Below are 24,569 nucleotides of genomic sequence, written 5' to 3'. Positions count from 1 at the left end.
TTTTCTACTGCTAATACCTTTATTTAAGGCTTCATATATATTATCAGGCATTTAAAGATATATCTATAAGCATCTGACATAAATCGTCAAAAGATATTCCTACGGCTTGTGCCTCCTGTGGAAGTAAACTTGTAGGTGTCATTCCCGGGAGTGTATTTGCCTCTAAACAATACATATTATTATTTGCATCCATCAAAAAGTCCATTCTTGCATAAGCCGTAAGCCCTAAAGCATCAAAAGCCTTAAGTGTATAATCCTGCATCTGTTTTGTAATCTCATCACTTAAATTAGCAGGGCAGGTTTCAATGGTACTTCCTGCTTTATATTTATTTTTATAATCATAAAAACCTTCTATTGGTGCCATTTCTATAACAGGAAGAACTCTTCTTCCTATAACACCAACGGAAAATTCTCTTCCCTTGACATATTCTTCCACAATGGCAACATCATCATATTTAAAAGAAGCTTCAAGACCTTCTTTTAATTCTTTTTCATTATTTATAATATAAACACCGATGCTGGAACCTCCGCTGCAAGGCTTAACAACACATGGGAAGCCTATTTTAAGAGCATTTTCATAAGCATCTTCATTTTTATATACTGTAGTTCCCTTTGGTGTAGGAACATTATTCATTTCAAAGAATTTTTTTGCCATGGATTTATTCATGGCGATTGCACTGCTTAAATAATCTGTACCGGTATATTTTATGCCAAACAAATCAAGGGCAGCCTGAACTTTTCCATTTTCTCCGTTTTCTCCGTGAAGTGCAAGAAATACTACATCTGCCATTTTACAAAGCATTATTACCCCAGGCCCGAAAAAATCTTTTGAATCTCCCTTTCTTAAGGCCTTAATGGCTTCGATGTCCGGAGCTTTATCTGTTATTTCTTTTACATTTACACTAAGACTTTCACATCTTTCAAATGCATCCTCAAGATTTTCATTACCGTTTTTCAATCCTAAAAAAACATCTATCATTATTACATTATGTCCCTTATTTCTAAGAGCTTTTGTAACCATTTTTCCTGAACTGAAAGAAACATCTCTTTCTGTACTGATTCCGCCTGCTAAAACAACAATATTCATTTTTTTCTCCTTATGTAAATACACTTTTTAGCCTTATTCTCTTTACCTTTTCTGTTTTTACCGTAAAAATCATTATATAACCTTTTACATAAATTGTAAAACATCATTATCACAGGCATTGTAAAAATTTTTAATTAATCTTTTTTTGCTTCTTAGAAGCTTTCTTATTGTGTTTTACAGTTACCAAAACTTCCTCATTTTTCCGTTTTCTTTTATATATCTTAAAAGACTGCATTAAATAAAGCCTTGTATCTGCATCTTCAAGAGATGCCCCTGTAATTTCCTTTATTCTGTCAAGGCGGTAAAACAATGTGCTTCTATGAATAAAAAGTGCCTTGGCAGTGTGAACTGCATTTCTTTCATTTTCAAGATATGTTTCAAGGGTCTTGAATAATTCCGTTTCATTATCTTTGTCATATCTTTCCAGTTTTTCCAGTGCCGGAGAACAAACAACATAATATGGAATATCTTCAACCATTTTATCAAGAATATAATCCAAAGCGTATTCTCTATATTTAAAGCACCACTCCATGCTGTTGGAGGAAACCCCGTATTCATAGGCAATGCAGGCCTGTTTATAATAATATCCGGTTTTATCAAAACCACGAAAAGTTTCACTTACTCCTGCTTTAAAAAGCCCTTCCCTGATAATCAGGGCAAATTCCTGCTGAAAATCATATACTGATTTTCCAAACATCGTAAGATCGACTACAACAACCATACTGTCTTTTAAAGTAAAAGCATGGGAGCCTTTTATCCCTGCCTCAATGCTGGAGCAGGTACTTACAATTCCTATCTGGTCATCCTGCTCTTTTTGGGATCTTATTCCTATTTTTATGCAAAGATATTCATCCTCTAATTTCCAGCCGTTAAATCTCATAATGTCATTGAGTACATTTCTGGCGTCTTCTTTTCCTTCCACAACTGCACACATTAATTTATCAAATGGTCTCATATAGGTTCCGGCCTTTATATTTCTTCTTTCAAAGGCCACCTTTATCATATTGGTAAGATATTCAGCTGCCAGATACTGTCCCGGTTTTATGGAGGTAATCAGTTCATCTATACATAATCTTCCCAGCCATTTACCGTTATCAGCCCATATATTTACATATAAAATCCTGTAACCTCTTATATGTTCAGAAAAAATATGCGCACCTCTTGTTTCCAGGGTATTGAGATATTCAGGGTCTATTTTAAATTCGTTTACCGTTGAAATCGGTATCATTTCCTGACCGGTTTGATCATCTTTCACCCAGGTAAGCATAGCCGGGTGATAAATAGGGCAAGATAGCTTAAAAAACTGGGCATCATGAACAAAAAGGGGATTATTTCCAAAATATTCCATACTTAATTTACAAAGGGAATCCACTCCTTCAAAATTTCCAAGAGCAGATTGCAATGACCGATCCCAAGTAAAGCCCTTATCCAGTGTCTCTGCCGCTATATTAAACACATCAAAGAGGTCATGTTCTTCGCTCATTATAATGCATCTGGCATTGCTGTAATAAACCGTATCATCCTCAGGCTCTCCTATAATAATAAAAGACCCCTTGGAAAATGTTTCATAGCAGCTTAAATCCTTGTTTCTGGCAATATAAACCACTGAGTCCAAAAAAGAAGTGTTATCCGGCTTATAAAGTCTTGCTCCTACGATATTTCCGGGGTCTTTTCCCTTATTGATAAATTTAAAATTATATTTTCTTTCATTAAATTCATCAACAAATATCTGCATATTAAGTTTAAATCCGATTTTTTTATCTGTTGGCATAATATTTCCCCCTGTCTCAAAAATCTCTTCGTAAAGCGGACATTCGGAATCCGCTTCGCTACTTCCTCATGAACGCAGTGGCACTTTGTGCCACCTGTCAGAAGGGGCTTTAACCCCTTCTGACACTAGTAAGCTTATACCCCCGCTTAAAGCTTACGCTTTTGAAGCGGGGGATTGCTTACACTGCGTTCAAAAAATACTTGCTTAAAATTTAAAATGAACCCTTACGGGTCATAATTCCCCAATTCTTATTTTAACAACCCTTTTATAATTTTTTAATACAACACTAGGTTTAGTTTCTTTGGGTATCTATACTACATATTGTAGGAGTAAAACAGTTGTGGATTAATTACACATTCTATCATCTTTTTTATATTTATGTAAGAATATTCTTCAAAAAATCCTCAATAATTTATGTATGGCGTAAAATCAGCTTTTATTAAATAGAATTCCCTATATTCTTTCCCAAATAACTAAGTCAAATTGTAGAAGGAAATTTTTTGTTGTTTTTTAGGAATTAATGGAAAAATTGAAAATAAAAAGGAAAAACCGCAGCAACACGAACGTGCTACCTGCGGTGTGAGAATAGAGAATTAAAGCAAAGTCTGTATATGCTTCAAACTGTGCTATTATACTATCATTTTTATTTATTTTCTTGATGATTTTTGATTTTTTTGACATTTAGATTGTCTGTTTTGTATTTGAAAGAGCCAAAAATCATTCCATATCATAAAAATTGACGAAATATTCTCCTTTTTTCCCTTACATTTTTATGTATTTTACAATTTTCTTTTTTAAACATCTATGATATTATTTCCGTTGTGGTTCTTCCACATGTCTTAAAGATTCTTAAAGAGTTTGCCCTTCTAAATCACATTTTGGAGGTCAAATGAAGAAAAAATCTATTAATAAATTCCTGATTATTGTAACAGCGTTGATATTGTGTTTAACACCTACCATTAATACTTTTGCAGATAGCTCTCAAACAGCTTCTTATGTTATTTTAAACTGCTATAAAAAGGTTTTAAACATAAAAGATGAGTACACACTTATTACTTTTACTTCAAACGGCAAAATGCCAACTTTTAAAAGTTCAGACTCATCTGTAGCCAGCGTAAATACCTACGGCACCATTACAGCTAAAAAAGCGGGAAAATGTAAAATTACCGCTAAAATTAAAAATGCCGAAGCATCCTGTTACATTCAGGTTGTTAAAACAAAAATCTATCTGGATTCAAAAAAAGTTTCTATGGAAAACGGTTCTGTTTATTATTTAAACGGCAGAACCTCCAATGGCTCTGCAATTACCTACTCCAGTAGCAAAAAAAGTATCGCAACCGTCAGTGATATGGGAGTCATTGAGGCACATAAACCGGGGAATGCCGTTATTTACGCAAAAGCCGACAAGACCACGGTTATGTGTAAAGTCACGGTAAAAAAGCCTAAGATTAATCTTACTTATAAGAACATTGAAATCTACAGAAATCAGGAATTCACCCTTCCTTTTACCACTTCCTCAAATCTTACCCCTGAATTTAAAAGCAACAAAACCAGCATTGCCATTGTTAATGAAAGTGGAAGTGTATTTGGCATCAAGCATGGGGAGGCTGATATTATCGTTTCTTTAGACGGTGTAACAAGACTTTGCCATGTAAAGGTTAAAAGTCCCGAGATTACAATGAACCGTTCTTGTCTTACTCTTAAAGCCGGTAAAAGGGCAATTCTTTCTGCTACAGTCAGTTCCGGCAACGAACCCCTATGGAAATCCAGTAACCCGTCAGTTTGTATTGTAAATCAAAAAGGACAGCTGACTGCCATCAAGAAAGGTAAAGCAACTATTACCGTTTCAGAAGATGGCAGCAAATGCAGCTGTCAGGTTATTGTAAAATAATTATTTTAAACTGTTAAATTAAAGGGCAGACCTTTAAGAATCTTTTTATTCTTTATATGAATTAATTTTTACTGCGCATACCTTGTATTCCGGTATTTTTGCATATTCATCCAGTGCCGCATTTGTAAGCCAGTTGGCATTTCCATCAGGGAAGTGGAAAGGCATCCAGCTTTCACCTTTTGATACTTTCTCGCTTACTCTTGCAGTGGTAATAATTTCTCCCCTTCTTGAGGATACTTTTACTTTATCACCATCTTTTACTCCTAATTCTGCGGCATCTTGCGTATTCATTTCAATAAAGGAAGAACCGCTAATTTCCATAAGTCCCGGAGTTTTTCCTGTCATCGCTCTTGTATTGTAGTGATATAACACCCTTCCTGTCATCATTAAAATCGGATAATCTTCATCAGGAAGTTCTGAGGACTCAACATATTTTGCAGGATAAAACCATCCAAGTCCCCTGGTGAATTTGCCCACATGCATAATAGGTGTTCCCGGATGTTCTTTTGAAGTACATGGCCATTGAATGCCCTCTGTCTTATCCAGTCTTTCATGACTGATTCCCGCAAAGCTCGGGGTGAGAGAAGCTATTTCATCCATAATTTCAGCCGAAGTCAAATATGGCTGTTCATAGCCCATTCTATTCATAAGATCTATAAATATATCCGTATCAAGGCGCATCTCTCCTTCTAAGGTAACGGCTTTTCTAACTCTTTGAACCCTACGCTCGGTATTTGAAAAAGTACCTTCTTTTTCTGCATAGCTGACTCCCGGAAGTATAACATCTGCGTATTTTGCAGTTTCTGTCATAAATAAATCATCCACAACTAAAAATTCAAGACTTTCCAGGGCTTTTATAACATGATTTGTATCAGGATCAGTAACTACCGGATCTTCTCCAAATATGAAAAGTCCCTTTATCTTCCCTTCTATGGAAGCCGGAAATACTTCTGTTGCATGGAGTCCCTCATTTGGATTTAATTTTTTATTCCAAGCTTTTTCAAATTTTTCAAGTACTTCCTTGTTTTTAAGCTTCTGATAACCCGGAAAATCACCAGGAAGCGCCCCCATATCACAGGCTCCCTGTACATTGTTTTGTCCTCTTAAAGGATTTACACCGCAGCCTTCTTTACCAAGTTTACCCACCATCATTGCCATATTTGACATGGACATTACGCCTTCTGTTCCAGTGGAATGTTCAGTTACTCCAAGGCAGTAAATGATAGGTGCTTTTTTTGCTTTTGCATACATTTTAGCCGCTTCAATAAGCATATCTTCTTTAATATGACATATTTGCGACACCTTTTGTGGTGTATATTCTTCGACAATTTCCCTAAGTTTTTCAAAGCCTTCGGTCCTTGTTTTTATAAATTCTTCATCAGCCAGGCCTTCTTTTATAATTACATGCATCATACCATTGGCAAAAGCCACATTGGTTCCCGGCTTTATTTTAAGATGAATATCCGCTTTTTTACTAAGCCCTATATCTCTCGGGTCAACTACTATAAGCCTTGTTCCCCTGTCAACAGCCTTCCTGATTTGCATACCAACTACCGGATGAGCTTCCTCAGGATTAGATCCCACCAGCATAATACAATCCACATCATTTGTAATATCATAAATCGGATTGGTCATTGCCCCTGATCCCAAAGTCATGGCCAGACCTGCAACAGAGGCAGAATGACAAACACGGGCACAGTTGTCCACATTATTGGTCTCAAAACAGGTTCTTACCATCTTTTGAAGCATATAAATATCTTCATTTGGTGAACGGGAGCAGGCAAAACCAGCCAAAGACTCCGAGCCGTATTTTTTCTTTAATTCCATGAATTTTGAAGCCACAAGATCCAATGCTTCATCCCAGCTTGCTCTTTCAAATTCACCTGTTTCCTTGTTTTTTATAAGAGGATATTTTAATCTTTCCGAAGAATGAACAAAATCAAAACTTCCAAATCTTCCTTTAACACATAATCTGTTATGATTTGATGGGCCATCAAAAGGCTCAACATCAACAATTTCATTATCTTTTACAATAAGATAATATTGACATCCCGTAGCACAGTGCGGACAGGTGGTAAGGACTTTTTTCGTCTGCCATATTCTGTATTTACTGCGGTTTTTAGAAATAAGAGCCCCTGTAGGACAAGCATTTGCACAATTTCCGCAGGATTCACAAAGGCTTTCCTTCCAGTCTTTTCCAAAAGGTGCTGCTATGGCATTTTCCCTTCCGTTTCTAACCGTAACTATGGCATATCTTCCGGCACGGTTGGCACAGGCTCCCACGCATCTTTGACAATGAATACATAATGTTTCATCATATTGTAAAAACGGATTGGAATCTATTATTACCCCTTCCTTGCCCTTGTTTTCTTCTTCAAAAGGTGTGGTATCCACTCCATAGTCTCTGCAAAGGTTTATCAATTCACAGGAACCGTTTTTCTCACAGGAAAAGCAATGAATACGGTGTTTTGCCAGAATGAGTTTTAACATCATCTGTCTTGATTTTGAAATTTCATCACTTTCAGTGAAAATAACCATTCCTTCTCTTACTTTTGTATTACAGGCAGCCACCAAAGAAGGATAACCCTCTACTTCCACCATACACATCCTACAAGAGCCAATATCATTTACCCCCTCTAAATAGCAAAGAGTAGGTATTTTTATTTTTAATGCTTTTGCTGCATTTAAAATAGTTGTATTTTCTTCAACCTGAATACTTTTTCCATTTATAACTAGATTTACCATATTAAACACAGCCCCCTTCCATATTTCCGCATCCAAAATGATCACATCTTAAGCATCTTCCTGCTTCCTGCATAGCCTCTTCATAGGAAAGCCCGTATTCATCATGCTCAAAATCATGTTTTCTCTGGCTTGCCGGTCTAAGAATAGGCACTGCTCTTCCAGTCTGGGTTTTATTATTAAAAGTAGCCTGTGGAATGTCTATGTGAGCATCTATTTTATGATGATATCCCAGAAATTCATCTATATTTGTAGCGGCATTTTTTCCTGCTGCGATTGCTTTTATTACTGTCGCAGGGCCTGTCACGCAATCTCCTCCTGCAAAGAATTTTTCTTTGTCCAAGCATGCTCCGTAAGGGTTTGTCACAAAGCAGTTTCTTTTTGTTTCAAATCCCGCATCCTCAAAAGGTTTTATAACAATATCCTGTCCCACGGCAATGAGCACGATATCTGTCTCATGGGTAATTGGTGGTTTATTGGCATCTACAGGACTTGGCCTTCCCCTGTCATAGCTTCCTGACATCTGGGGTCTTGTTACCAAAGCCTTGCATTTGCCTGCTTCATCCAAAACTATATGGTCTGGTGCTTCCAGGGTAAAAAGTTCTATGCCTTCAGCAACGGCAGACTCTATCTCCTCCATAAGCGCTGTCATGTCTTCTTTTCTTCTTCTGTATACAATATTTACATTTTCTGCTCCCAATCTTAAAGCAGTTCTTGAAGCGTCCATGGCTACATTTCCTCCGCCGATTACACAGACGGTTTTTCCTTTAAAATCACGATATTTACCATGTCCTACTTCATCTAATAATTCCACGGCAGAAAGAACATTTTCTCCATCTGCCCCATCCATTTTAAGCTTCTTTCCGGTTTGAGCACCTATGGCAAAATATACTGCATCATAATTTTTATCAAGCTCTTCTATGGTAATGTCTTTTCCAATGGTTACATTATATTTAATCTCGATATTTCCCACAGATAATATGGCTCTTATATCTTCATCAAGTCTTTCCTTTGGAAATCTATAGTTTGGAATACCGTAACGAAGCATTCCTCCGGCTTTTTCCTTTTCCTCATATACAACAATCTCATGTCCCATAAGGGCCAGAAAATAAGCAGCGGAAAGTCCTGAAGGTCCTGCTCCCACAATAGCCACTTTTTTCCCGGTATCAACATTTTTTTCAAATACCTTAACTGTATCTGCTGCGGCATTATCCACAGCAAATCTTTTTAAAGCTCTGATATTAAGGGATGCATCAAATAACTGCCTGCGGCATCTTAACTCGCAAGGGTGCTCACAAACCATGGCACATGCTGTTGGAAAAGGATTATCCATCCTTATTACATTAACAGCATCTGCGTATTTTTCTTCTCCAATAAGGGAAATATAAGCAGGAACATTGACATTTGCAGGACAAAAGGCTATACATGGAACTTTTTGTCTGTTGTCATCTTTACAATGATTTAAAGTAATATGGCTTTCATATTCATCTTTAAAAGAATCAAGCCCCTGTAAAACATCAGCCGCAGCCTCATAACCAATGGCGCAATCTGCAGTATCTTTTATAATCGTTGCCAGGGCTTTCATTTCATCTAAAACTTCTTTTTTTGCTACACCGTCAAGTATTGATTTTAGCATCTTTTCAAGCTGTAACAGTCCGTCTCTGCAAGGAACACATTTACCACATGTAGAACAGGCCGAAAGATGAAGTAATGACAATTGAGTTTCTAATGGACATTGACCGACAGGATAGGCATTTATCCGGTTTTTAAATTTTGAAAGCATCCAGCCTGCCTTGTCTTTGCTATAGTCTTTTAATCGCTGTGCCATAAAATATTTCCTCCTCCTAAGTAAATACCGTTGAAATATTTAAGTTCATTTTTTGCTTTTGTACATTTAGCATATATTCCAAAATATGCTATTTTCTAAAATCCCCTTTGTGTAATTGTCTTAGGACAAAAGTCATATAGTGATTATTTTTCTCATTTTGTGACTTTCGCACTATTAAATATATAGACTTCTCATCTTATCATCTGTATATTTACAATTTTTCTAACGTTTTTTCACTTTTTCATTTCACTTTATCACATTAAAACTTCTCTACGATAAAGTAGTATTACCCTCTATTATGAATTATATTTCAAAAAAAATCAACTAAAATGTAAAAAAAGTGCATATTCACTCTAAATATGCACTCCTTTTCCTCTGTTAAAAGTATCTAATTGTTTAATCGCTTTTATTTTCGTTTATTGTGCTATTAGCACAATCGCCATTCTTATCTATTGCTTTCTGGCAATTCTGTAATCATCATTATTTCTATAATAGGAACAGTTAGAATTAGTTCCTGATAAAAACCTGTACATTTCATCTTCATCCAGATTTATCTCACAGGAATAGCTTTCATATTCCTCATCATAGACATAGTAAATACAGCTTTCACAATTACTTGTTTTTTTCATTTTCATCTCCAAAATATTAATTTCAAAGCCAGTAAATCTGCTTATAAATCAATAGAGCGTTCAAATTCCTCATAGTAAACATGCTTTGTATTTGCATTTTTTTCTCTTACATCAATTCCTTCAATCCCCTGTAAAAGCTTAAGGAATGTAGAATATCCATAGTCCTTAACATTAAAGTCTTCAAATTTGTGGTGAATTTTATTTCCAAGATCCGCTAATTCAAAGCCTCTTAAGCCGCTTCTTTTAACAAGACTGATTATATAATTATCAATTTCTTCTTTATCAGTTTTTTTCTTAAGTCTGATGTAAACCAGATTGTTTTCCTTAACCATTTCAAAAACATGCATTTCTTCCAAAAATTTTGAAAGGCTGGAATATCCGTAATTTCTCACATCAAAATCCGAATATTTTTTAAGAAGTCGACTACCAATTTCTCCTAAGCCCGTAGCTTTGTCTTTATCATCATTTTCCGAAATAATACCTGCTATATCGCTCTCTATGACTTTTTTACTTATAAGACCTGTGTTTTTATCACCATTTGTCTGGCTTTCTCCGTTTTTACCTCTTCTAAAGGAATCTCCAATATTTTTAATGATATTTCCACCGTTATCAGCTGTTTCCATACCCAAATCCTGATCTAAAAGAATTTCAAGATTTGTAAATACGGTACAGGCAGCCCTAAAGGCCCTTGGTGTCTTTTCTTCGCCCATTCCTATGACTATTTTTCCGGATTCTCTAAGCCTTCCGGCCAGCCTTGTAAAATCGCTGTCGCTGGAAACGATACAAAATCCGTCAACATTATCTGTATAAAGAATATCCATGGCATCTATGATAAGTGCCGAATCAGTGGAATTTTTACCTGCGGTATTGGAAAACTGCTGTATAGGTTGAATGGAATTTTCCAGAATCTGTTTTTTCCACTTGGTCATCTGGCTGCTTGTCCAGTCCCCGTATATTCTCTTGTAAGTAACATCTCCATATTTCGTCATTTCAGCCAATATATAAGAAATATATTTTGCTGAAATATTATCGGAGTCAATAAGTACTGCAAAGGTATTATCTTTTTCTTTAGTTTCTCCCATAATTCTTGCGTTGCCAATATTTAAAAATTATATTGTAAAGCAAATATCTTAATGCAACTTCCCTTCCTTTCTGTAAATATGTTTTATATTCCTCTTTGCCTGTCACTCTACTACTGCCTTTAACCATGTTATCCCTAAAGCACTGTCATAAAAAAGCAACTTCACCTTATCTCCCGTTTTCAGTTTTTTGTACTGGCTTCCAGTAAGTCTTACCTTTTCAATAAGATAAGGAATGCTCTCATCCTTAATATAAATATTATATTCTGTAAAAATGAGATTCTGTTCCTTTTCTAAGTCATTAACTTTCACTTCATAGCGGGAAGGGGATGAAAAATCATAAATAACCCCGGCTTCCATAACGCAAATATAAATTACAAAAGCCACCGCTATGCCAAAGAGAGCATTTTTAAAAATGAACTTCATTTCATTATCAGTAGCAGGGAAAATATTTTTTCCAAAAATCACCGCTGCTGCTATTCCCATTAATATTGCAATCCCCACCTGCAATAATTTAAAGGAATCTGTAGTAAATAAAATGTTGTAAGACCTTGCTGATATAGTCGTCATCATCGCAAAGGAAAAAACAATCCCTATAGTTGTAAAATCAATAAGGATTTTTTTGATACCGTATAAACATCTTGGGCTTATAAAATGAAGCAGTATAGACCACAAAACCCCTAAAATGCCTAAAGTAAAAAATATTATCGGGCTGGTGAAGCAATATGCCAATGCTATTAAAAGAACCCCCATCCCAAATGCCAAAAGGGCTAATATTATATTCTTCTTTGGTACTTTATCGTTTTTAGTATGCATTTTTTCCTTCCTTTAACACACATGAAATACTTTTATGAAACTATTGTTTATTGATAACACAAATAATAGTACAGTCACATTAACTATTTTACCACGAAAGGAATTGTCTGTCATTTTAAGATTTAAGCTTAAAACTGCATGATTTTTTGTGCAACATTTATGACAAAAATTTCTAATTTTTACTTTTTAGAATGGGAACGCAACGAAACAGGAATCAAGTCAATTTTTGATTTTAAGAAACAAAATAGCGGAACCGCTGTATTCAGACGTCCCCGCTACTTTATAAGGAAGAGCGCGAGACGGGGATCGAACCCGCGACCCCCTCCTTGGCAAGGAGGTGCTCCACCGCTGAGCCACTCGCGCTAATTTATATTACAAAGAGATTTCTTAGAAAGCGGGTGATGGGAATCGAACCCACGTATCTAGCTTGGAAGGCTAGTGTTCTACCATTGAACTACACCCGCGCGACCTTCGCTTCTCTTTGCGACTGCTAGAACATAATAGCATGGATTTTTTATAAAGTCAACATTATTTTTTAATTTTTTCTTAATCTTTTTAATCTAATGTTATTTTCTCCTTTTTACGCCACTTTCCATAAAAAGAAAAACCGCCTCGCGCTACATCTCAAAGCCCTTGAGATGGTCGTGAAGCAGTTTTTCCTCCAGTTTGGTAACTTCTTTTATTTACGCAAGGTTGATAAACCCAAAATTTCGACGCAGCATGGTTTAATTATTCTCCAAATATTGTCAGTTCTAACTCATCGATGAGACTATTAGCAACATTTTCTTCTAATGTGCCAAGTAAAAGCTGATCAACATGGATTTCTCCAACGATTTTTCCGCCTTTTTCTTTCATCTCAACAGTTATATTTGCCTGACCATTGTAGACTCCTTGCTCTTTCATCATATGTACCTCCTGAATAATGATAGTAATTAATAATTAGCTTTCCTATTGCTATACCGTTATTATATCATAATTATTAGATTTTTACACTATATTAAAGAAAATTATCCTTGTATTATTTCACAAAATTTGTCAGTAATTCGCAAATATTATCTTGCATTTTTCACTAAAAATTTACAATTTTCTATGTAATTTTTTGTAAATATCTCTATTTTTAAATAAAAAAACGCCTCAAATAACCTTTAGAAGCGTTTTTATAACGGAATATATTGATGAAAATACCCTATTTACCCCTTATTTGTTTAATATTACTGTGAAGAAGATTTCACCATTCTTCCAATTTATCTTAAATTTTCCTCTATTACTTTCCACTAATTCCTTTGCCATTGAAAGTCCGATTCCATAGCCGCCCTTTTCTATATTGTGAGAACTGTCCTCTCTGTAAAATCTGTCCGTAAAGCGTTGATAATCCACATTTGCACCCTGGGCATAGGTGTTTGACACAGTCATTTTTACACTTCTGGTTTTCTCCTTTAATGCCACTTTTATAGTACCTTTTTCATCTGTATATTTTATTGCATTGTCCAAAAAAATAGTTAAAAGCTGTTTAATTAATTCAGAATCGGATTTTATCACTACATTTTGCGCAATATCCTTTTCTATCTTATATTCTTTTTGCACAATAAGATGCTCATAGGAATCTACTATTTCTTCCACTAGACAAGTTGCATTTACTTCTTCAATTTTAAACTGCTCTTTTCTTTCCTCCATCCTTGACATTGCCACAAGATTTTTTATAAGCTCGTCAAGGCGCTTTACCTGGTTTAGGGTGCTGTCAGTCCATTCGTTGGCACCGTTTAACATAACCATTAATTCTGTGTTTGCTGAAATTACAGCCAAGGGGGTTTTTAATTCATGACTTGCATTTGTAATAAATTCTTTTTGTTTTTCTATACTTTGAATTGTGGTTTTTAAAGCCCTTTTTGAAAGTGCCGACACCAGCATAAAAAACAAAATAAAGCAAGCTAAGGTTATCCATAAAGAAGTGTACATAAGCCTTTCTAAATTTTCTAATCTTAAGGTGGAATCTACAAAGACCACCATATAATTACCATTATCCAGTCTCTTTTTTAAGTAATAATATTTATCTATCCTTTTAAAGTCTGTATCACTCTTAAAGGCTTTTCTTGCATATTCTTCACAGGTACTGTCTTTTATCGCGGCAATATTGTTATAATTTGCGGATAAAATGTTTTCGTTTTCGTCAAATATCACAGAAAAGTACCTTACTTCATACATGGACTCTTCTGTTATGACAAATTCAAAAGTTTTAGAAGAAATTTCATTGTTATTATCTTTTTGACCATACTTTGGCATTGCACCGTCATTTTCCGCAATTATATCCAAAAGAGAATGAATTTCCTCGTTCATGGCATATAAGCTTAAAAAATATATCATCCCAACTACCACCAGCATAACAATAAGTATGCTGGCTGATGCAACGCATATAAACTGTTTTTGTAATCTTTTTACCATTTTCTCATTCCTTAAAGACTAAATAGGAGTTTTTTACTGACATATAAGACGGTATGGGCCGCCTTTTTCCCCTTCTATTTTTACATTTGCAGCAATGGATTCCAGTTTCTTTTTCAGGTAGGAAATATACATCCACAAAAGTTCTCCTTCTGCCCTTTCATCCTCGCTCCATACCCTGTTTAACAGGAAATTTTCTTCAAGTTGTTCATTTGCTGATACTAAAAATACATATATAAGTTCAAATTCCTTGTTGCTTAACCTTACGGAATTTTCCGCTGACAGTTCAAAATTTTCTGCGTCAAGGCTTAAATTTCCAAGCTTTAACACCTTTTGACTATAGACATTTTTTCTTCTGGTCATGGAACGAATCCTTGCCATAAGTTCTTCCATGGAGAAGGGTTTTGTAAGATAATCATCCCCTCCGGCATCAAGTCCAACGACTTTATCGTTAGTTTCTGCCTTTGCGGTTAAAAACAAAACAGGGGTCATAACGCCTAGTTTTCTACATTCTTTAACAACTTCAATACCATTCTTTTTTGGCATCATTATATCTAAAATTATGGCATCATAATTACTTTTTTTAATGTATTCAATTGCTTCTTCCCCATCATATGCAGCATCTACTTCATATTCCTGGTGTTCTAATACTGTTACAATTACTTTTGACAAATCTCTGGTATCTTCTGCCAACAAAATCCTCATTTTTCATTATCTCCTGTTATCATATCCCGGATTGTCTGAAGAGACACATCTGTAGAAGCAAGTTCATCAGCACAGCGTTTTAATTCCACTTCTATAAGTTGTTGATTTTTTATATTTCTCTTATAACGCATCTGATGTTCAAGGCTTGCCCATGTGTCCATGGATATGGTTCTAATTTGTATTTCAGCATAAAAGCTGTCAATATCCCCGCCTCCGTATTTATTTGGAACTTTTAAAATAATATGATAGCTTCTATAGCCGTTTGCCTTGGCATGTCTTATATAATCTTTCTCAACGTCCACTTTCCATCCGGGTGTCTTTTTTATTTCATCTACTACTTTGTAAACATCATCTATGAAACTGCAGACAACTCTGATTCCAATGGCATCTTTAACACGGGTAATGGCGGATTCCGTGGATACGGGATAATCTTTACGGAAACATTTTTCTCGCATACTTTCTTCGCCTTTAAGCCTTGATAATATATGATCCACCGGTTTTTCGCCTTTGGTATCTCTTATCTTATCCCTTATTTCATTAAATTTTGCCTTCATGTCCTCCATGGTAGCCCTAAGAGCATTTTCATAGCTTCCATATATGCTTTCTGTTAATGTTTCCATATTTATTCCCCCTCTGCTTTATCCTGTAAAATTTGCAAAAGAACTGTCAAATCAATATTTTTCTTTATTAATCCACAAAGATTTTTTCGGCAGAATTAAGTGCCGGCTAAAGACATAAACAGGCTCTTTAGCATCAGGATTTTCTTGTTAAGTAAATATAATATTTCACATTAAACTGTCTTAAGGTTACAGCAAAAATATTGTCATACCATGTTTATTTTATGTTTTTATTGTGTACAAAAAATCAGCCCAAACAGTTTTGGCAGGGTTGGTACCCTTCTTTTTCCAGTTCATCTTTTGTTTTATTAGTTTCTTTTTTATTTTTTTCTTTCATTTTTGAAACCGAAGGACAATCTGATAAGTGAAATTTCTTTGTATTTTCATTTATGATATATGTGGTATTCTCTGAAGTTAAAGCAACATCATCATTTTCTTTTATCTGCTTTTCGTCGTCCTTCTCATTTAGTTCTTTTTCAGTTTGAGAAATTTCATTTCCACAGCGATAATCTGTTGTGGCTTGTGTATTAAAAGTGATATTTTCACCGTCACTTTTAGCTATAATGCTTCCTTGAAGGTCTGTTCTAAACAAGGAAATACCCCGGTTTTTTAGTGCATTTACCACTTCTTTGTGGGGATGTCCGTAGGAATTGTTAAATCCACAGCTTATTATTGCATATTTCGGATTAACTGCTGTCAAAAAGGAATCACAAGTACTCCCAGAGCTGCCATGATGTCCCAGTTTTAAAACATCCGCCTGTAAGTCAATATTATTTGCCAGCATCTCTTTTTCCGACTCTATGGTTTCATCGCCACACATTACAAAGCTTGTGTTTTTACAAACCAGTTTTATACCTATGGAATAGCTGTTTTTGTCCTCATATCCTCCTTTTACCGGGGAAATTATGGTAAAAGTGACATCTCCTAAGGAAAAGCTTTCTCCTAATTTAGGATTTTCTATCTTTTTTCCCTGCCTTTTACATTCATCTACCACATCTCTATAGGTTGCGGTATCATTGGTCACATCAGGCATAAATACCCTCTTACTGCCTGTTTTATAAAGAATTACATCCATTCCTCCTATGTGATCCGCATCAGGATGGGTACCGATTGCATATTCCAACTCATCTATTCCCTCTTTTTTCAGATATGCATATAGGGCACTACCCTTATCATTATTTCCAAAATCCACCATCATTGCCTTATCATTGCTTTCAATTAAAATGGCATCTCCCTGACCTACATCAATAAAATGCACCTCTAAATCAAGATTTCCTATTTTTTCATTTTCACTATAATCATAAGAAGATACTACTTCTTTTTCATTTTCACTGTAATCATAGGTGGATACTATTTCTTTTTCGCCATAAGAATTACCGGATGTATTTTCACACCCGGTAATTAAAATTGTTAATATTAATAATAAACTGATTAAAGGTCTCTTTTTCATATCTTTTACCCCTGTAATCCTCTGCTTTGTCTGTCCATGTCCTCTACAACAATATCATAGATTTCTCCCAATCCTGCACAGTATTCCAATATTCTCCAGGGTTCATTTGTGTGGAAATGAATTTTTATAAACTCTTCATCTCCCACTGCCAGCAGACAGTCACCTTTGAAATTATTTAAAATATAATCATATATCCTGTCCTCGTCTAAATCTTTCCCCTCAATTAAAAGTTGAGTATCGTACTTAAATTCTAACATAATACATCTCTTACCTACAAATAGTATTTTTATTCCCTTTCAATATATATTTTGGTATTTTTTCATCATATATTTCATTTTTATCTGTATGGTTTATTGTCTAAGCATTACATATTCTCTGCCTATAACTATACACCTTGAAAGCAAACCGTGCCCCACCTGGTCGGTTTTTGCAACGGGAATCTTTTTATTGTCCATAACTTGAAGAAGCAATCTTCCAATATTTTTATTATTATCTTCCATCTCCGTAAAATTTCCCAGCAAAACCCCTTTAATTTTCTCAAATACACCCAATTGTTTTAACTGGTTCAAATACGAAAAAATCCTTGCTTCATCACCGCTGTTGGCCTCTAGAAATAATATTTTTCTGTTAAAATCCGGCATATATTCTGTTCCCGCAAGTTTTAAAAAACAGCGTATATTTCCCCCGATAACTTCGCCGTTCATAGATGTCCCCTGCAAGTATCGACAATCATTTAAATCAAATAATGAATTGTCTCTTCCAAGAATACTCTCCTTAAATCTTATCTTTTGTACACCACTTCCATCTCTAACAATATTTGCCACCTGATAAAGAAATGCCGCATTTCCAGTTTTAGCATATATACCGTTTATCAGGGTGGTAAGATCACTATATCCGAAAAAAGGAGTTTTTCTTTTTTTGATAATACGATAATCCAGATAAGGTAACAGGGAGTTAGACAAGTCTCCTCCCGAAATGTCAAAAATCGCCTTAATAGAGGAATCCCTATAGAAATCATTTAAGACATCCGCCTTATCCTCAGGGCTTCCGCTAAAAATATCCCCATAAACAAAGTCTCCTAAAACCGGATTTAATCCCATATCTGTAAGTGCCTCAAAAAGGGCATCTGTTTCAGTTTTCCTCTCAGGTAAAACAGCATTTGAAGCAGCCAGTACTCCAACTCTGTCTCCTTGCATAAGTATTCCCATATTCTCCCTTTCTAATCCCTTATAACAGGAATAAACCATCTATAAACTATTATAAAATAAACTTAAAATTTTTTGTATATTATTTCTTAAAATGCAAATTATAATTCCAATCATGCAAAAATAAGAACAGCATTAGAAAAAAATACTGTTCCTCATTATAATTTATATTTATTAAATTTAGATAGAATTTTGATATTTTACCTTCAGAACCCGTTTTACTGATTCATTTATTCTGTCTTCATCCAAATCTTTGCTCCATACAGCCTGAACAATTGCCTCATAAGCTTCTCTAAAGTCCAATGAACAATATATCATATCGCAACCGGCACTTATAGCTGTTACGGCAGCTTCCTTGGAATCCATAACGGTAGTTATTCTTTCATCACTAAGGTCTCCGCTTACAATTATTCCGTTAAATCCAAGTTTTTTCCTTAAAATTTCTGTGACAGCCTTATTGGAAAGAGTAGCAGGCATTCCCTTTGATAAGAGATTGAGTCTGGTATCAGACATTTGCACCAACTCTATGCCGGAGTCAATAAGACTTTTAAAGACTACGGCATTTCCAAGAAGGGTTGCTTCATCCATATCACAAAAATCTCCGGAAACCGGAAAATATTTTACTGAAGTTATTACATTTTGACTCTTCAAGCCTTCAAAGTAAGTTTTTGTAAGGTCTGTTATCTGGTTTAAATCTCCCGCAAAGCCCTCTGTCATCTCTTGGCTTTCTTCATTGGCAACTAAGGAAGTATTTAAGTTAATGCCAAATTCCTTAAGGCGTCCACCTAAAGCCATAGCCTGATTTTGTGAAGTAGGCATGTCATGGATATTGTCAAGGGTAAGTGTATCTGCTGCCAAAACCTTTATATCATCCATGTTTGAAAGAGCCATAAAGGGTGCTACTCCGGAAATTGTGCTTGAATATTCATACATACTTGAAAAGAACTGTTTTGTGGTCTCTTCATCAGGAATATTTTCCTTTGTGAAAACAAAGCCTCCTACAGGATATTGTCTTAAAGCCAGCTCCACAGTATTGTCAGCAGTTACAAGATTAGCATTTCCCGTAAGTGCTGCCGGAGTAACTAGCAATAGCTGGGCAACCTTGTCTTCTATTGAATGACCTTTTATCCAGGAATCTATTTTTTCTTCATTGATAATTTCATCTGTTTTTACAGTTTCTCCTTCTTCTTTGGCCTGAATCTCCCCTATGAAAGAAAACTGCGATAAAAAATTATCCCTGATTTTATCAACGCTGTCACCTTTTGTCACAAGACAAAATGCCATAGCACCTATCAACAAGACCATTATTATACCTGCTATAGCGGTAAAAAAATATAAAATTCTGCCCTTTGTTTTCATTGTTTTCCTCTCACAAATGCTTATAAAGCTGTATTTTTTATTTCACCATCAAAATTCTACAGGTTCATAATCCTGTAAATCCGCAAGAAAATTTCTTTTTCCAAGAGCCTGAAAAATATGTTCAAGTATTCCTTCATTTTCAGCGCTTACCGTATGATAGTGATAACCATCTGTTACATTCATAAGTAAAGAAGACCTTCCTGATTTCATGGTTTCTATATATGCCTGTACATCTGCTCTTGACTTTATATTTAATTCACCACGAATAACCCCATATGCCTTGTGATATACAAAAACATCTTTTACTATACCACCATAATCCACTATGAGATTAAGCTCTTCTTCTGTTTCTTCTTCTGTATGATGGACCTTAAATACTCTTTGTGTACCTGTGAAAGCATTTAATACATATCCTAAATTTGTGGAAAAGATTTCGCATCCATTTGCCCGCAAAAGTGCAATATCCTGCACAATAACCTGTCTGCTTACGCCAAACTCCCTGGCTAACTCAGTACCTGAAACCGGTTTTGACGAATCTGATAACTTTTTTAATATCTGATTTCTTCTTTCTTTTCCCTTCATCTTCAATATTACTCCCTAAATCTGGTGAAGATTTTTTAATGATATATCCAGTATAGGTGCCGAATGTGTCAAGGCTCCGCTGGAAACATAGTCAACTCCCAGATCTATTAGTTTTTTAATATTTTCTCTTGTTACATTACCTGAAACTTCTATCTCGGCCTTTTTATCGATAATATTTATAGCCTCTTTCATTTGTTCATGAGACATATTATCCAGCATTATAATGTCAGCCCCTGCCAAAACCGCCTCTTTTACCATGTCAAGGTTTTCAACTTCCACCTCGATTTTTCTGACAAAAGGAGCATATTCCCTTGCCATTTCTATGGCTTTTTTTACTCCGCCTGCTGCCGCGATGTGATTGTCTTTTAACATAACTCCATCCGAAAGGTTGTAACGGTGATTATTTCCTCCTCCGATTCTAACGGCATATTTTTCAAACAGCCTGTTGTTAGGAGTGGTTTTTCTCGTATCTAAAAGCTTTAATTTACTGTCTTTAAGTATAGATGCCGTTTCATTGGTATATGTAGCGATACCGCTCATTCTTTGAAGATAATTAAGCGCTGTTCTTTCACCACTTAATAAAACCTTTATGTCTCCCCTTATCTTAGCCATAAGCTGGCCTTTTTTAACCTTATCGCCATCATTTACATAAAATTCAAATTCCGTATTTTCATCTAAAAGTTCAAAAACTCTTTTAAAAACACCAAGACCGCAAATGATTCCATCTTCTTTGCAGATAAGCTCCACTTCACCCTGTTTTTTTTGAGGCATAACACAGTTTGTAGATACATCCTCACTACTGATATCCTCTCTTAAAGCACTTAAAATCAATGGATCTGCATTAAGTTTTAAGGTTACTTCATCATACATAATTTTCTCTCCCGTCTATTATAATTGTTATGTAATAATTAGTAAAGACATGTGTTTTTAAGCCGTTGTTTTATGCTTCATTCTCACAATTTCTGCTTTTATGTCTTCTTTTCTGATTTCTTCCAGTACAAGTCTGGCATTTTTCTTTGAAATGCTGTCATAGTCTTCATACATTGAAAGATTAATATTTTTAATAAAATTCTCTTCAGCCTTTTCATTTTCGTAAAAAAGACTTATTTCAGCTGCTGCTCTTGCCGCAAAAACAAGGCTTTCAAGAAGAGAATTACTGGCAAGACGGTTTTTGCCATGTACACCATTACAGGCAGTTTCCCCTATGGCATAAAGTTTTTCCATGGAGGTCTTACTTTGGTGGTCTACCTTTATTCCTCCCATAAAATAATGCTGTGCCGGAACCACCGGAATACATTCATTAAATACGTCATAACCCATTTCCTGACATTTTGCTACTATATTAGGAAAATGATTTATAAGTTCTTCCCTTGGAATTGTCCTTAAATCTTCCCATACAAATTCTGTGCCGTCTTTTTTCATCTGCTCATAAATGGCCTTTGTCAGCAAGTCTCTTGGCAACAGTTCATCTACAAATCTGTTCATATTTTTATCGTAAAGTTTTGCCCCCTCACCCCTTACAGATTCAGAAATAAGAAAACTTCTGTCCTTATTATCCTTTGTATAAAGGGTAGTTGGATGAATTTGAATATAATTAACATCTTTTAATTCTATGCCGTGTTCAATGGCTGCTGCAAGCCCGTCTCCCGTAAGATGTCTGTAATTGGTGGAGTGATCAAAAAGTCCCCCTATTCCTCCACAGGCAAGTACACTACATCCTGCCAGAATTTCCTCTGTATGGCCATCAGCTTTTTTTACTATTGCACCGAAACATTCATTATTTTTTGAAATAAGATCCACCATAGTTGTATGGGTAAGAATTTCTATATTTCCCCTTTTTTTTGCTTCTTCATAAAGCCTGCCGGTAATTTCCTTTCCGGTAATGTCTTTGTGATATAAAATTCTTTTTTCTCTATGGGCTCCTTCTTTTGTAAAGGCTAGTTTTCCTGATTTATCTTTATTGAAATCAACCCCAAATTCCAATAAATCCCTTACTATGGACTGGGATGAACGAATCATTATTTTTACAGATTCCTCATCATTTTCGTAGTGTCCGGCTCTCATGGTATCTTCAAAGTAACTTTCAAAATCATATTCTCCTCTTAACATGCACATACCCCCCTGTGCAAGAAAAGAATCGCTTTCTTCAACATCTGATTTTGTGATAACCGTTATGTGTTTGTCTTTTGAAATTTTTAAGGCACAATACAATCCTGCACAGCCTGCTCCCACAATTAATACATCTGTTTTCACAATATCCCTTCTTTCCCGCTAAATTATTCGGTTTTTTATTTGTGCTAACTATAACATAATAAATTGCACCTGACAAGACACCTGTAAACATTATTGTCTTGACATGTAAAGTTTCTTAAGCTATAATTGTGCTCAACAGTTGGAAATAAGCTGTTTTCCAACATTTTTTACGAGAAAGGATTTTGTATTTTATGATGACCATAGGGGAAATGCAGAAGGAAATTCTGCGATTAAAAAAAGAAAATGACTTCTGTATTCTGGCACATGCCTATCAGAGTCAGGATATACTTGAAGTAGCTGATTACACCGGTGATTCCTACGGATTAAGTTTACAAGCTGCCAAAGCTCCTCAAAAAAATGTTCTTATGTGCGGAGTGCGTTTTATGGCAGAAACCGTTAAGATGCTATCTCCTGAAAAAAGGGTGTTTTTATCCCATCCTCAGGCCGGTTGTCCTATGGCGGAACAGTTGGATACAGAATTACTTGAATCTTTACAGGCCAATAATCCTGATTTTACTACAGTCTGTTATATAAATACCACAGCAGCCTTAAAGACCTTATGTGATGTTTGTGTAACTTCATCTTCTGCAGTTAAAATCATTAAAAATATAGATAATGACAAAATTTTATTTGTCCCTGATTGTAATCTGGGCGCCTGGGTAGCGAAAGAAGTTCCTGAAAAAGATTTTAAATTTGTTCATGGCGGATGTCCTACTCACCTTAGAATGTCTCTTAAAAATGTTAAAAAGGCAAGAAATCTTCATCCAGATGCCTTGCTTTTAGTGCATCCCGAGTGTCTCCCTGAAGTTTCAAATGAAGCTGACTATGTTGGAAGTACTACCGGCATAATGTCTTATGCTATCAATTCTGATGCTAAAGAGTTTATCATTGGTACGGAAAACAGTATAATACAACATCTTCAGTTTCAATGTCCGGACAAAATGTTTTATCCTCTTTCCAAAGACTGCGTCTGTCACAATATGAAACTTACAACTTTAGCCGATGTCTATAACTGCGTAAAAAGAAACAGCGGTGAAGAAATAGATATTTCAGAGGATGTTCGTGTTAAAGCCTTGGGATGCATAAATAAAATGCTGGAATTAGGTGAATAATATATTCATTTAAAATATTAATATTGCACCTTTTTGAACAATTAACTTTTTTATCCAATACCTCCAAGAGTACTGTCACTCCATTTTTCGTTGTACTTTTGGAGGTATTTCCCTGCAAATATACTTTTAGGTCAAAATAGGAAATAAGTTTCATTTTTTATCAAAAATAATTTTTTTCTAAATTTATTAAGTTGCTTCTTAATAATATCTTTACACAATTATCAATTTAAAATTATATAAATTTAATATTAAAGCCACAAAAAAAAAGGCTTAAATATCAGCCTTTATCATATTTCTCTCACATTTATGTATGACAATATACTTAGGTTCTAGGAAGATGGTACCACAGTATTGTGACCTTCTTCTGACGCTTTGAATTTGCTAAACTTTTTTACTTTTACTTATTATATTAGAAAACCCCCGGTCCTCCTATAACCGGGGGCTTTTCATTTTATGCCCACAATAATTTATAATCTTCTTTTGAAAATCTGTGATATATGCTGTGTCCCATCTCTGATTTAATGCAATAATAATACTCATCTATTGATGGGTCATCAAAATACAGTACATAATCAAAATCCTCACCAGTCATCTTTTTACAGGTAAAATTCTTACTGTATCTTTTAAAAATTTCTTTTACATCCTCTATTGTACAGGCATGTTTAGTGGAAAAAAGTTTTATCATGTCAGCTAAAAAGGCAGGCTCTCCCACTTCTTCGTGTACATATTCCACGCCTTCCGGAGAAACACTTATCTCTATTCTGTCTTCATGTTGTGAAAAGCCTAATTTTCCCACTTCCACATATCCTACATTAATTTCTTTTAAGGCATCCAAAGCCTGGGATATATCTTTAAAATCTGTGCCAAGAATGGCATTTAGAGAACTTAAAGGGTAATATAGTCTTACCGTTTCTCTTGCATATCCCAGTTTTAACTGGCCTTCTTTAATCTGATCAATTACATTTTGTATAAGTCTATCTTTGTTCATACTTCATTCCTCCAAACAG

Annotated in this window: 21 protein-coding genes and 2 tRNA genes; 2 read left to right on the top strand and 21 right to left on the bottom strand. The window is 35.2% G+C overall.

The genetic code is table 11. The features are described 5' to 3' along the window. Positions 1-43: 43 nt before the first annotated feature. Positions 44-1,087 (bottom strand): D-alanine--D-alanine ligase family protein, encoded by a 1,044-nt coding sequence (locus BM153_RS07425; protein WP_092872293.1) that lies wholly within the window; start codon positions 1,085-1,087, stop codon positions 44-46. A gap of 130 nt (positions 1,088-1,217) precedes the next feature. Then, positions 1,218-2,858, bottom strand: a complete 1,641-nt coding sequence (locus BM153_RS07420) for a PucR family transcriptional regulator (protein ID WP_092872291.1) — start codon at positions 2,856-2,858, stop codon at positions 1,218-1,220. Between the two features lie 889 nt (positions 2,859-3,747). Here BM153_RS07420 and BM153_RS07415 point away from each other — a divergent pair. Further along, a complete protein-coding gene (locus BM153_RS07415) occupies positions 3,748-4,749 on the top strand; it encodes an Ig-like domain-containing protein (RefSeq protein WP_092872288.1) in 1,002 nt (333 codons plus the stop codon). A gap of 45 nt (positions 4,750-4,794) precedes the next feature. On the opposite strand, the gene fdhF is transcribed toward BM153_RS07415, so the two are convergent. The 18 genes from fdhF to BM153_RS07330 all read right to left on the bottom strand — a co-directional run bounded on the left by fdhF (position 4,795) and on the right by BM153_RS07330 (position 22,450). After that, a complete protein-coding gene (gene fdhF, locus BM153_RS07410; RefSeq protein ID WP_092872286.1) occupies positions 4,795-7,494 on the bottom strand; it encodes a formate dehydrogenase subunit alpha in 2,700 nt (899 codons plus the stop codon). Position 7,495: 1 nt separating this feature from the next. Beyond that, a complete protein-coding gene (locus tag BM153_RS07405) occupies positions 7,496-9,319 on the bottom strand; it encodes an NAD(P)-binding protein (protein ID WP_092872284.1) in 1,824 nt (607 codons plus the stop codon). 449 nt (positions 9,320-9,768) lie between these two features. Beyond that, positions 9,769-9,948 (bottom strand): DUF6472 family protein, encoded by a 180-nt coding sequence (locus tag BM153_RS07400; protein ID WP_242949093.1) that lies wholly within the window; start codon positions 9,946-9,948, stop codon positions 9,769-9,771. 41 nt (positions 9,949-9,989) lie between these two features. Then, positions 9,990-11,030, bottom strand: a complete 1,041-nt coding sequence (locus BM153_RS07395) for an NYN domain-containing protein (RefSeq protein WP_092872280.1) — start codon at positions 11,028-11,030, stop codon at positions 9,990-9,992. A 102-nt stretch (positions 11,031-11,132) separates the two neighbouring features. Next, positions 11,133-11,843: a hypothetical protein gene (locus BM153_RS07390; protein ID WP_092872278.1), complete on the bottom strand. Its 711-nt coding sequence runs from the start codon at positions 11,841-11,843 to the stop codon at positions 11,133-11,135. 291 nt (positions 11,844-12,134) lie between these two features. Then, positions 12,135-12,206 (bottom strand) — tRNA-Gly (locus BM153_RS07385). Between the two features lie 30 nt (positions 12,207-12,236). Continuing rightward, positions 12,237-12,307, bottom strand: a tRNA-Gly gene (locus BM153_RS07380). A 265-nt stretch (positions 12,308-12,572) separates the two neighbouring features. Then, positions 12,573-12,749 (bottom strand): hypothetical protein, encoded by a 177-nt coding sequence (locus tag BM153_RS13700; protein WP_177205611.1) that lies wholly within the window; start codon positions 12,747-12,749, stop codon positions 12,573-12,575. Positions 12,750-13,040: 291 nt separating this feature from the next. Further along, a complete protein-coding gene (locus BM153_RS07375) occupies positions 13,041-14,282 on the bottom strand; it encodes a sensor histidine kinase (protein WP_092872276.1) in 1,242 nt (413 codons plus the stop codon). A 33-nt stretch (positions 14,283-14,315) separates the two neighbouring features. Beyond that, positions 14,316-14,984: a response regulator transcription factor gene (locus BM153_RS07370; RefSeq protein ID WP_092872274.1), complete on the bottom strand. Its 669-nt coding sequence runs from the start codon at positions 14,982-14,984 to the stop codon at positions 14,316-14,318. Continuing rightward, complete coding sequence (locus tag BM153_RS07365; protein ID WP_092872272.1) at positions 14,981-15,604, bottom strand: GTP pyrophosphokinase; 624 nt, start codon at positions 15,602-15,604, stop codon at positions 14,981-14,983. The genes BM153_RS07370 and BM153_RS07365 overlap by 4 nt, the downstream gene beginning before the upstream one ends. 244 nt (positions 15,605-15,848) lie before the next feature. After that, a complete protein-coding gene (locus BM153_RS07360) occupies positions 15,849-17,051 on the bottom strand; it encodes a ComEC/Rec2 family competence protein (protein WP_092872270.1) in 1,203 nt (400 codons plus the stop codon). Between the two features lie 5 nt (positions 17,052-17,056). Beyond that, positions 17,057-17,308 (bottom strand): kinase to dihydroxyacetone kinase, encoded by a 252-nt coding sequence (locus tag BM153_RS07355; RefSeq protein WP_092872268.1) that lies wholly within the window; start codon positions 17,306-17,308, stop codon positions 17,057-17,059. 93 nt (positions 17,309-17,401) lie between these two features. After that, positions 17,402-18,247: a S66 family peptidase gene (locus BM153_RS07350; RefSeq protein WP_177205610.1), complete on the bottom strand. Its 846-nt coding sequence runs from the start codon at positions 18,245-18,247 to the stop codon at positions 17,402-17,404. A 189-nt stretch (positions 18,248-18,436) separates the two neighbouring features. Next, positions 18,437-19,615, bottom strand: a complete 1,179-nt coding sequence (locus tag BM153_RS07345; protein ID WP_092872264.1) for a glycoside hydrolase family 3 N-terminal domain-containing protein — start codon at positions 19,613-19,615, stop codon at positions 18,437-18,439. 48 nt (positions 19,616-19,663) lie between these two features. Then, entirely contained in the window at positions 19,664-20,197 is a 534-nt protein-coding gene (locus BM153_RS07340; protein WP_092872262.1) for a transcription repressor NadR, read from the bottom strand. A 15-nt stretch (positions 20,198-20,212) separates the two neighbouring features. Beyond that, complete coding sequence (gene nadC / locus BM153_RS07335; RefSeq protein WP_092872260.1) at positions 20,213-21,067, bottom strand: carboxylating nicotinate-nucleotide diphosphorylase; 855 nt, start codon at positions 21,065-21,067, stop codon at positions 20,213-20,215. A gap of 57 nt (positions 21,068-21,124) precedes the next feature. Next, a complete protein-coding gene (locus BM153_RS07330) occupies positions 21,125-22,450 on the bottom strand; it encodes an L-aspartate oxidase (protein ID WP_092872258.1) in 1,326 nt (441 codons plus the stop codon). Between the two features lie 191 nt (positions 22,451-22,641). On the opposite strand from BM153_RS07330, the gene nadA reads away from it, so the two are divergent. Further along, positions 22,642-23,562, top strand: a complete 921-nt coding sequence (gene nadA / locus BM153_RS07325; protein WP_092872256.1) for a quinolinate synthase NadA — start codon at positions 22,642-22,644, stop codon at positions 23,560-23,562. A gap of 451 nt (positions 23,563-24,013) precedes the next feature. Here nadA and BM153_RS07320 read toward each other — a convergent pair whose 3' ends face one another. Further along, positions 24,014-24,550: a DUF3877 family protein gene (locus BM153_RS07320; RefSeq protein WP_092872254.1), complete on the bottom strand. Its 537-nt coding sequence runs from the start codon at positions 24,548-24,550 to the stop codon at positions 24,014-24,016. Between the last annotated feature and the right edge of the window lie 19 nt (positions 24,551-24,569).

Origin of the sequence: Acetitomaculum ruminis DSM 5522, from assembly GCF_900112085.1 — a bacterium.
GTDB classification, from domain to species: domain Bacteria; phylum Bacillota; class Clostridia; order Lachnospirales; family Lachnospiraceae; genus Acetitomaculum; species Acetitomaculum ruminis.
This window is presented reverse-complemented; position numbering and strand designations above follow the sequence as displayed.

What these genes read in the sequence shown, in the direction of transcription:
- BM153_RS07350 (WP_177205610.1), bottom strand. Translation starts at nt 18,247, where the DNA reads ATGCAAGGAGACAGAGTTGGAGTACTGGCTGCTTCAAATGCTGTTTTA.
- BM153_RS07365 (WP_092872272.1), bottom strand. Translation starts at nt 15,604, where the DNA reads ATGGAAACATTAACAGAAAGCATATATGGAAGCTATGAAAATGCTCTT.
- nadA (WP_092872256.1), top strand. Translation starts at nt 22,642, where the DNA reads ATGATGACCATAGGGGAAATGCAGAAGGAAATTCTGCGATTAAAAAAA.
- BM153_RS13700 (WP_177205611.1), bottom strand. Translation starts at nt 12,749, where the DNA reads ATGATGAAAGAGCAAGGAGTCTACAATGGTCAGGCAAATATAACTGTT.
- BM153_RS07370 (WP_092872274.1), bottom strand. Translation starts at nt 14,984, where the DNA reads ATGAGGATTTTGTTGGCAGAAGATACCAGAGATTTGTCAAAAGTAATT.
- BM153_RS07395 (WP_092872280.1), bottom strand. Translation starts at nt 11,030, where the DNA reads ATGGGAGAAACTAAAGAAAAAGATAATACCTTTGCAGTACTTATTGAC.
- nadC (WP_092872260.1), bottom strand. Translation starts at nt 21,067, where the DNA reads ATGTATGATGAAGTAACCTTAAAACTTAATGCAGATCCATTGATTTTA.
- BM153_RS07320 (WP_092872254.1), bottom strand. Translation starts at nt 24,550, where the DNA reads ATGAACAAAGATAGACTTATACAAAATGTAATTGATCAGATTAAAGAA.
- BM153_RS07340 (WP_092872262.1), bottom strand. Translation starts at nt 20,197, where the DNA reads ATGAAGGGAAAAGAAAGAAGAAATCAGATATTAAAAAAGTTATCAGAT.
- BM153_RS07420 (WP_092872291.1), bottom strand. Translation starts at nt 2,858, where the DNA reads ATGCCAACAGATAAAAAAATCGGATTTAAACTTAATATGCAGATATTT.
- BM153_RS07425 (WP_092872293.1), bottom strand. Translation starts at nt 1,087, where the DNA reads ATGAATATTGTTGTTTTAGCAGGCGGAATCAGTACAGAAAGAGATGTT.
- BM153_RS07360 (WP_092872270.1), bottom strand. Translation starts at nt 17,051, where the DNA reads ATGAAAAAGAGACCTTTAATCAGTTTATTATTAATATTAACAATTTTA.
- BM153_RS07400 (WP_242949093.1), bottom strand. Translation starts at nt 9,948, where the DNA reads ATGAAAAAAACAAGTAATTGTGAAAGCTGTATTTACTATGTCTATGAT.
- BM153_RS07390 (WP_092872278.1), bottom strand. Translation starts at nt 11,843, where the DNA reads ATGCATACTAAAAACGATAAAGTACCAAAGAAGAATATAATATTAGCC.
- BM153_RS07405 (WP_092872284.1), bottom strand. Translation starts at nt 9,319, where the DNA reads ATGGCACAGCGATTAAAAGACTATAGCAAAGACAAGGCAGGCTGGATG.
- BM153_RS07355 (WP_092872268.1), bottom strand. Translation starts at nt 17,308, where the DNA reads ATGTTAGAATTTAAGTACGATACTCAACTTTTAATTGAGGGGAAAGAT.
- fdhF (WP_092872286.1), bottom strand. Translation starts at nt 7,494, where the DNA reads ATGGTAAATCTAGTTATAAATGGAAAAAGTATTCAGGTTGAAGAAAAT.
- BM153_RS07345 (WP_092872264.1), bottom strand. Translation starts at nt 19,615, where the DNA reads ATGAAAACAAAGGGCAGAATTTTATATTTTTTTACCGCTATAGCAGGT.
- BM153_RS07415 (WP_092872288.1), top strand. Translation starts at nt 3,748, where the DNA reads ATGAAGAAAAAATCTATTAATAAATTCCTGATTATTGTAACAGCGTTG.
- BM153_RS07375 (WP_092872276.1), bottom strand. Translation starts at nt 14,282, where the DNA reads ATGGTAAAAAGATTACAAAAACAGTTTATATGCGTTGCATCAGCCAGC.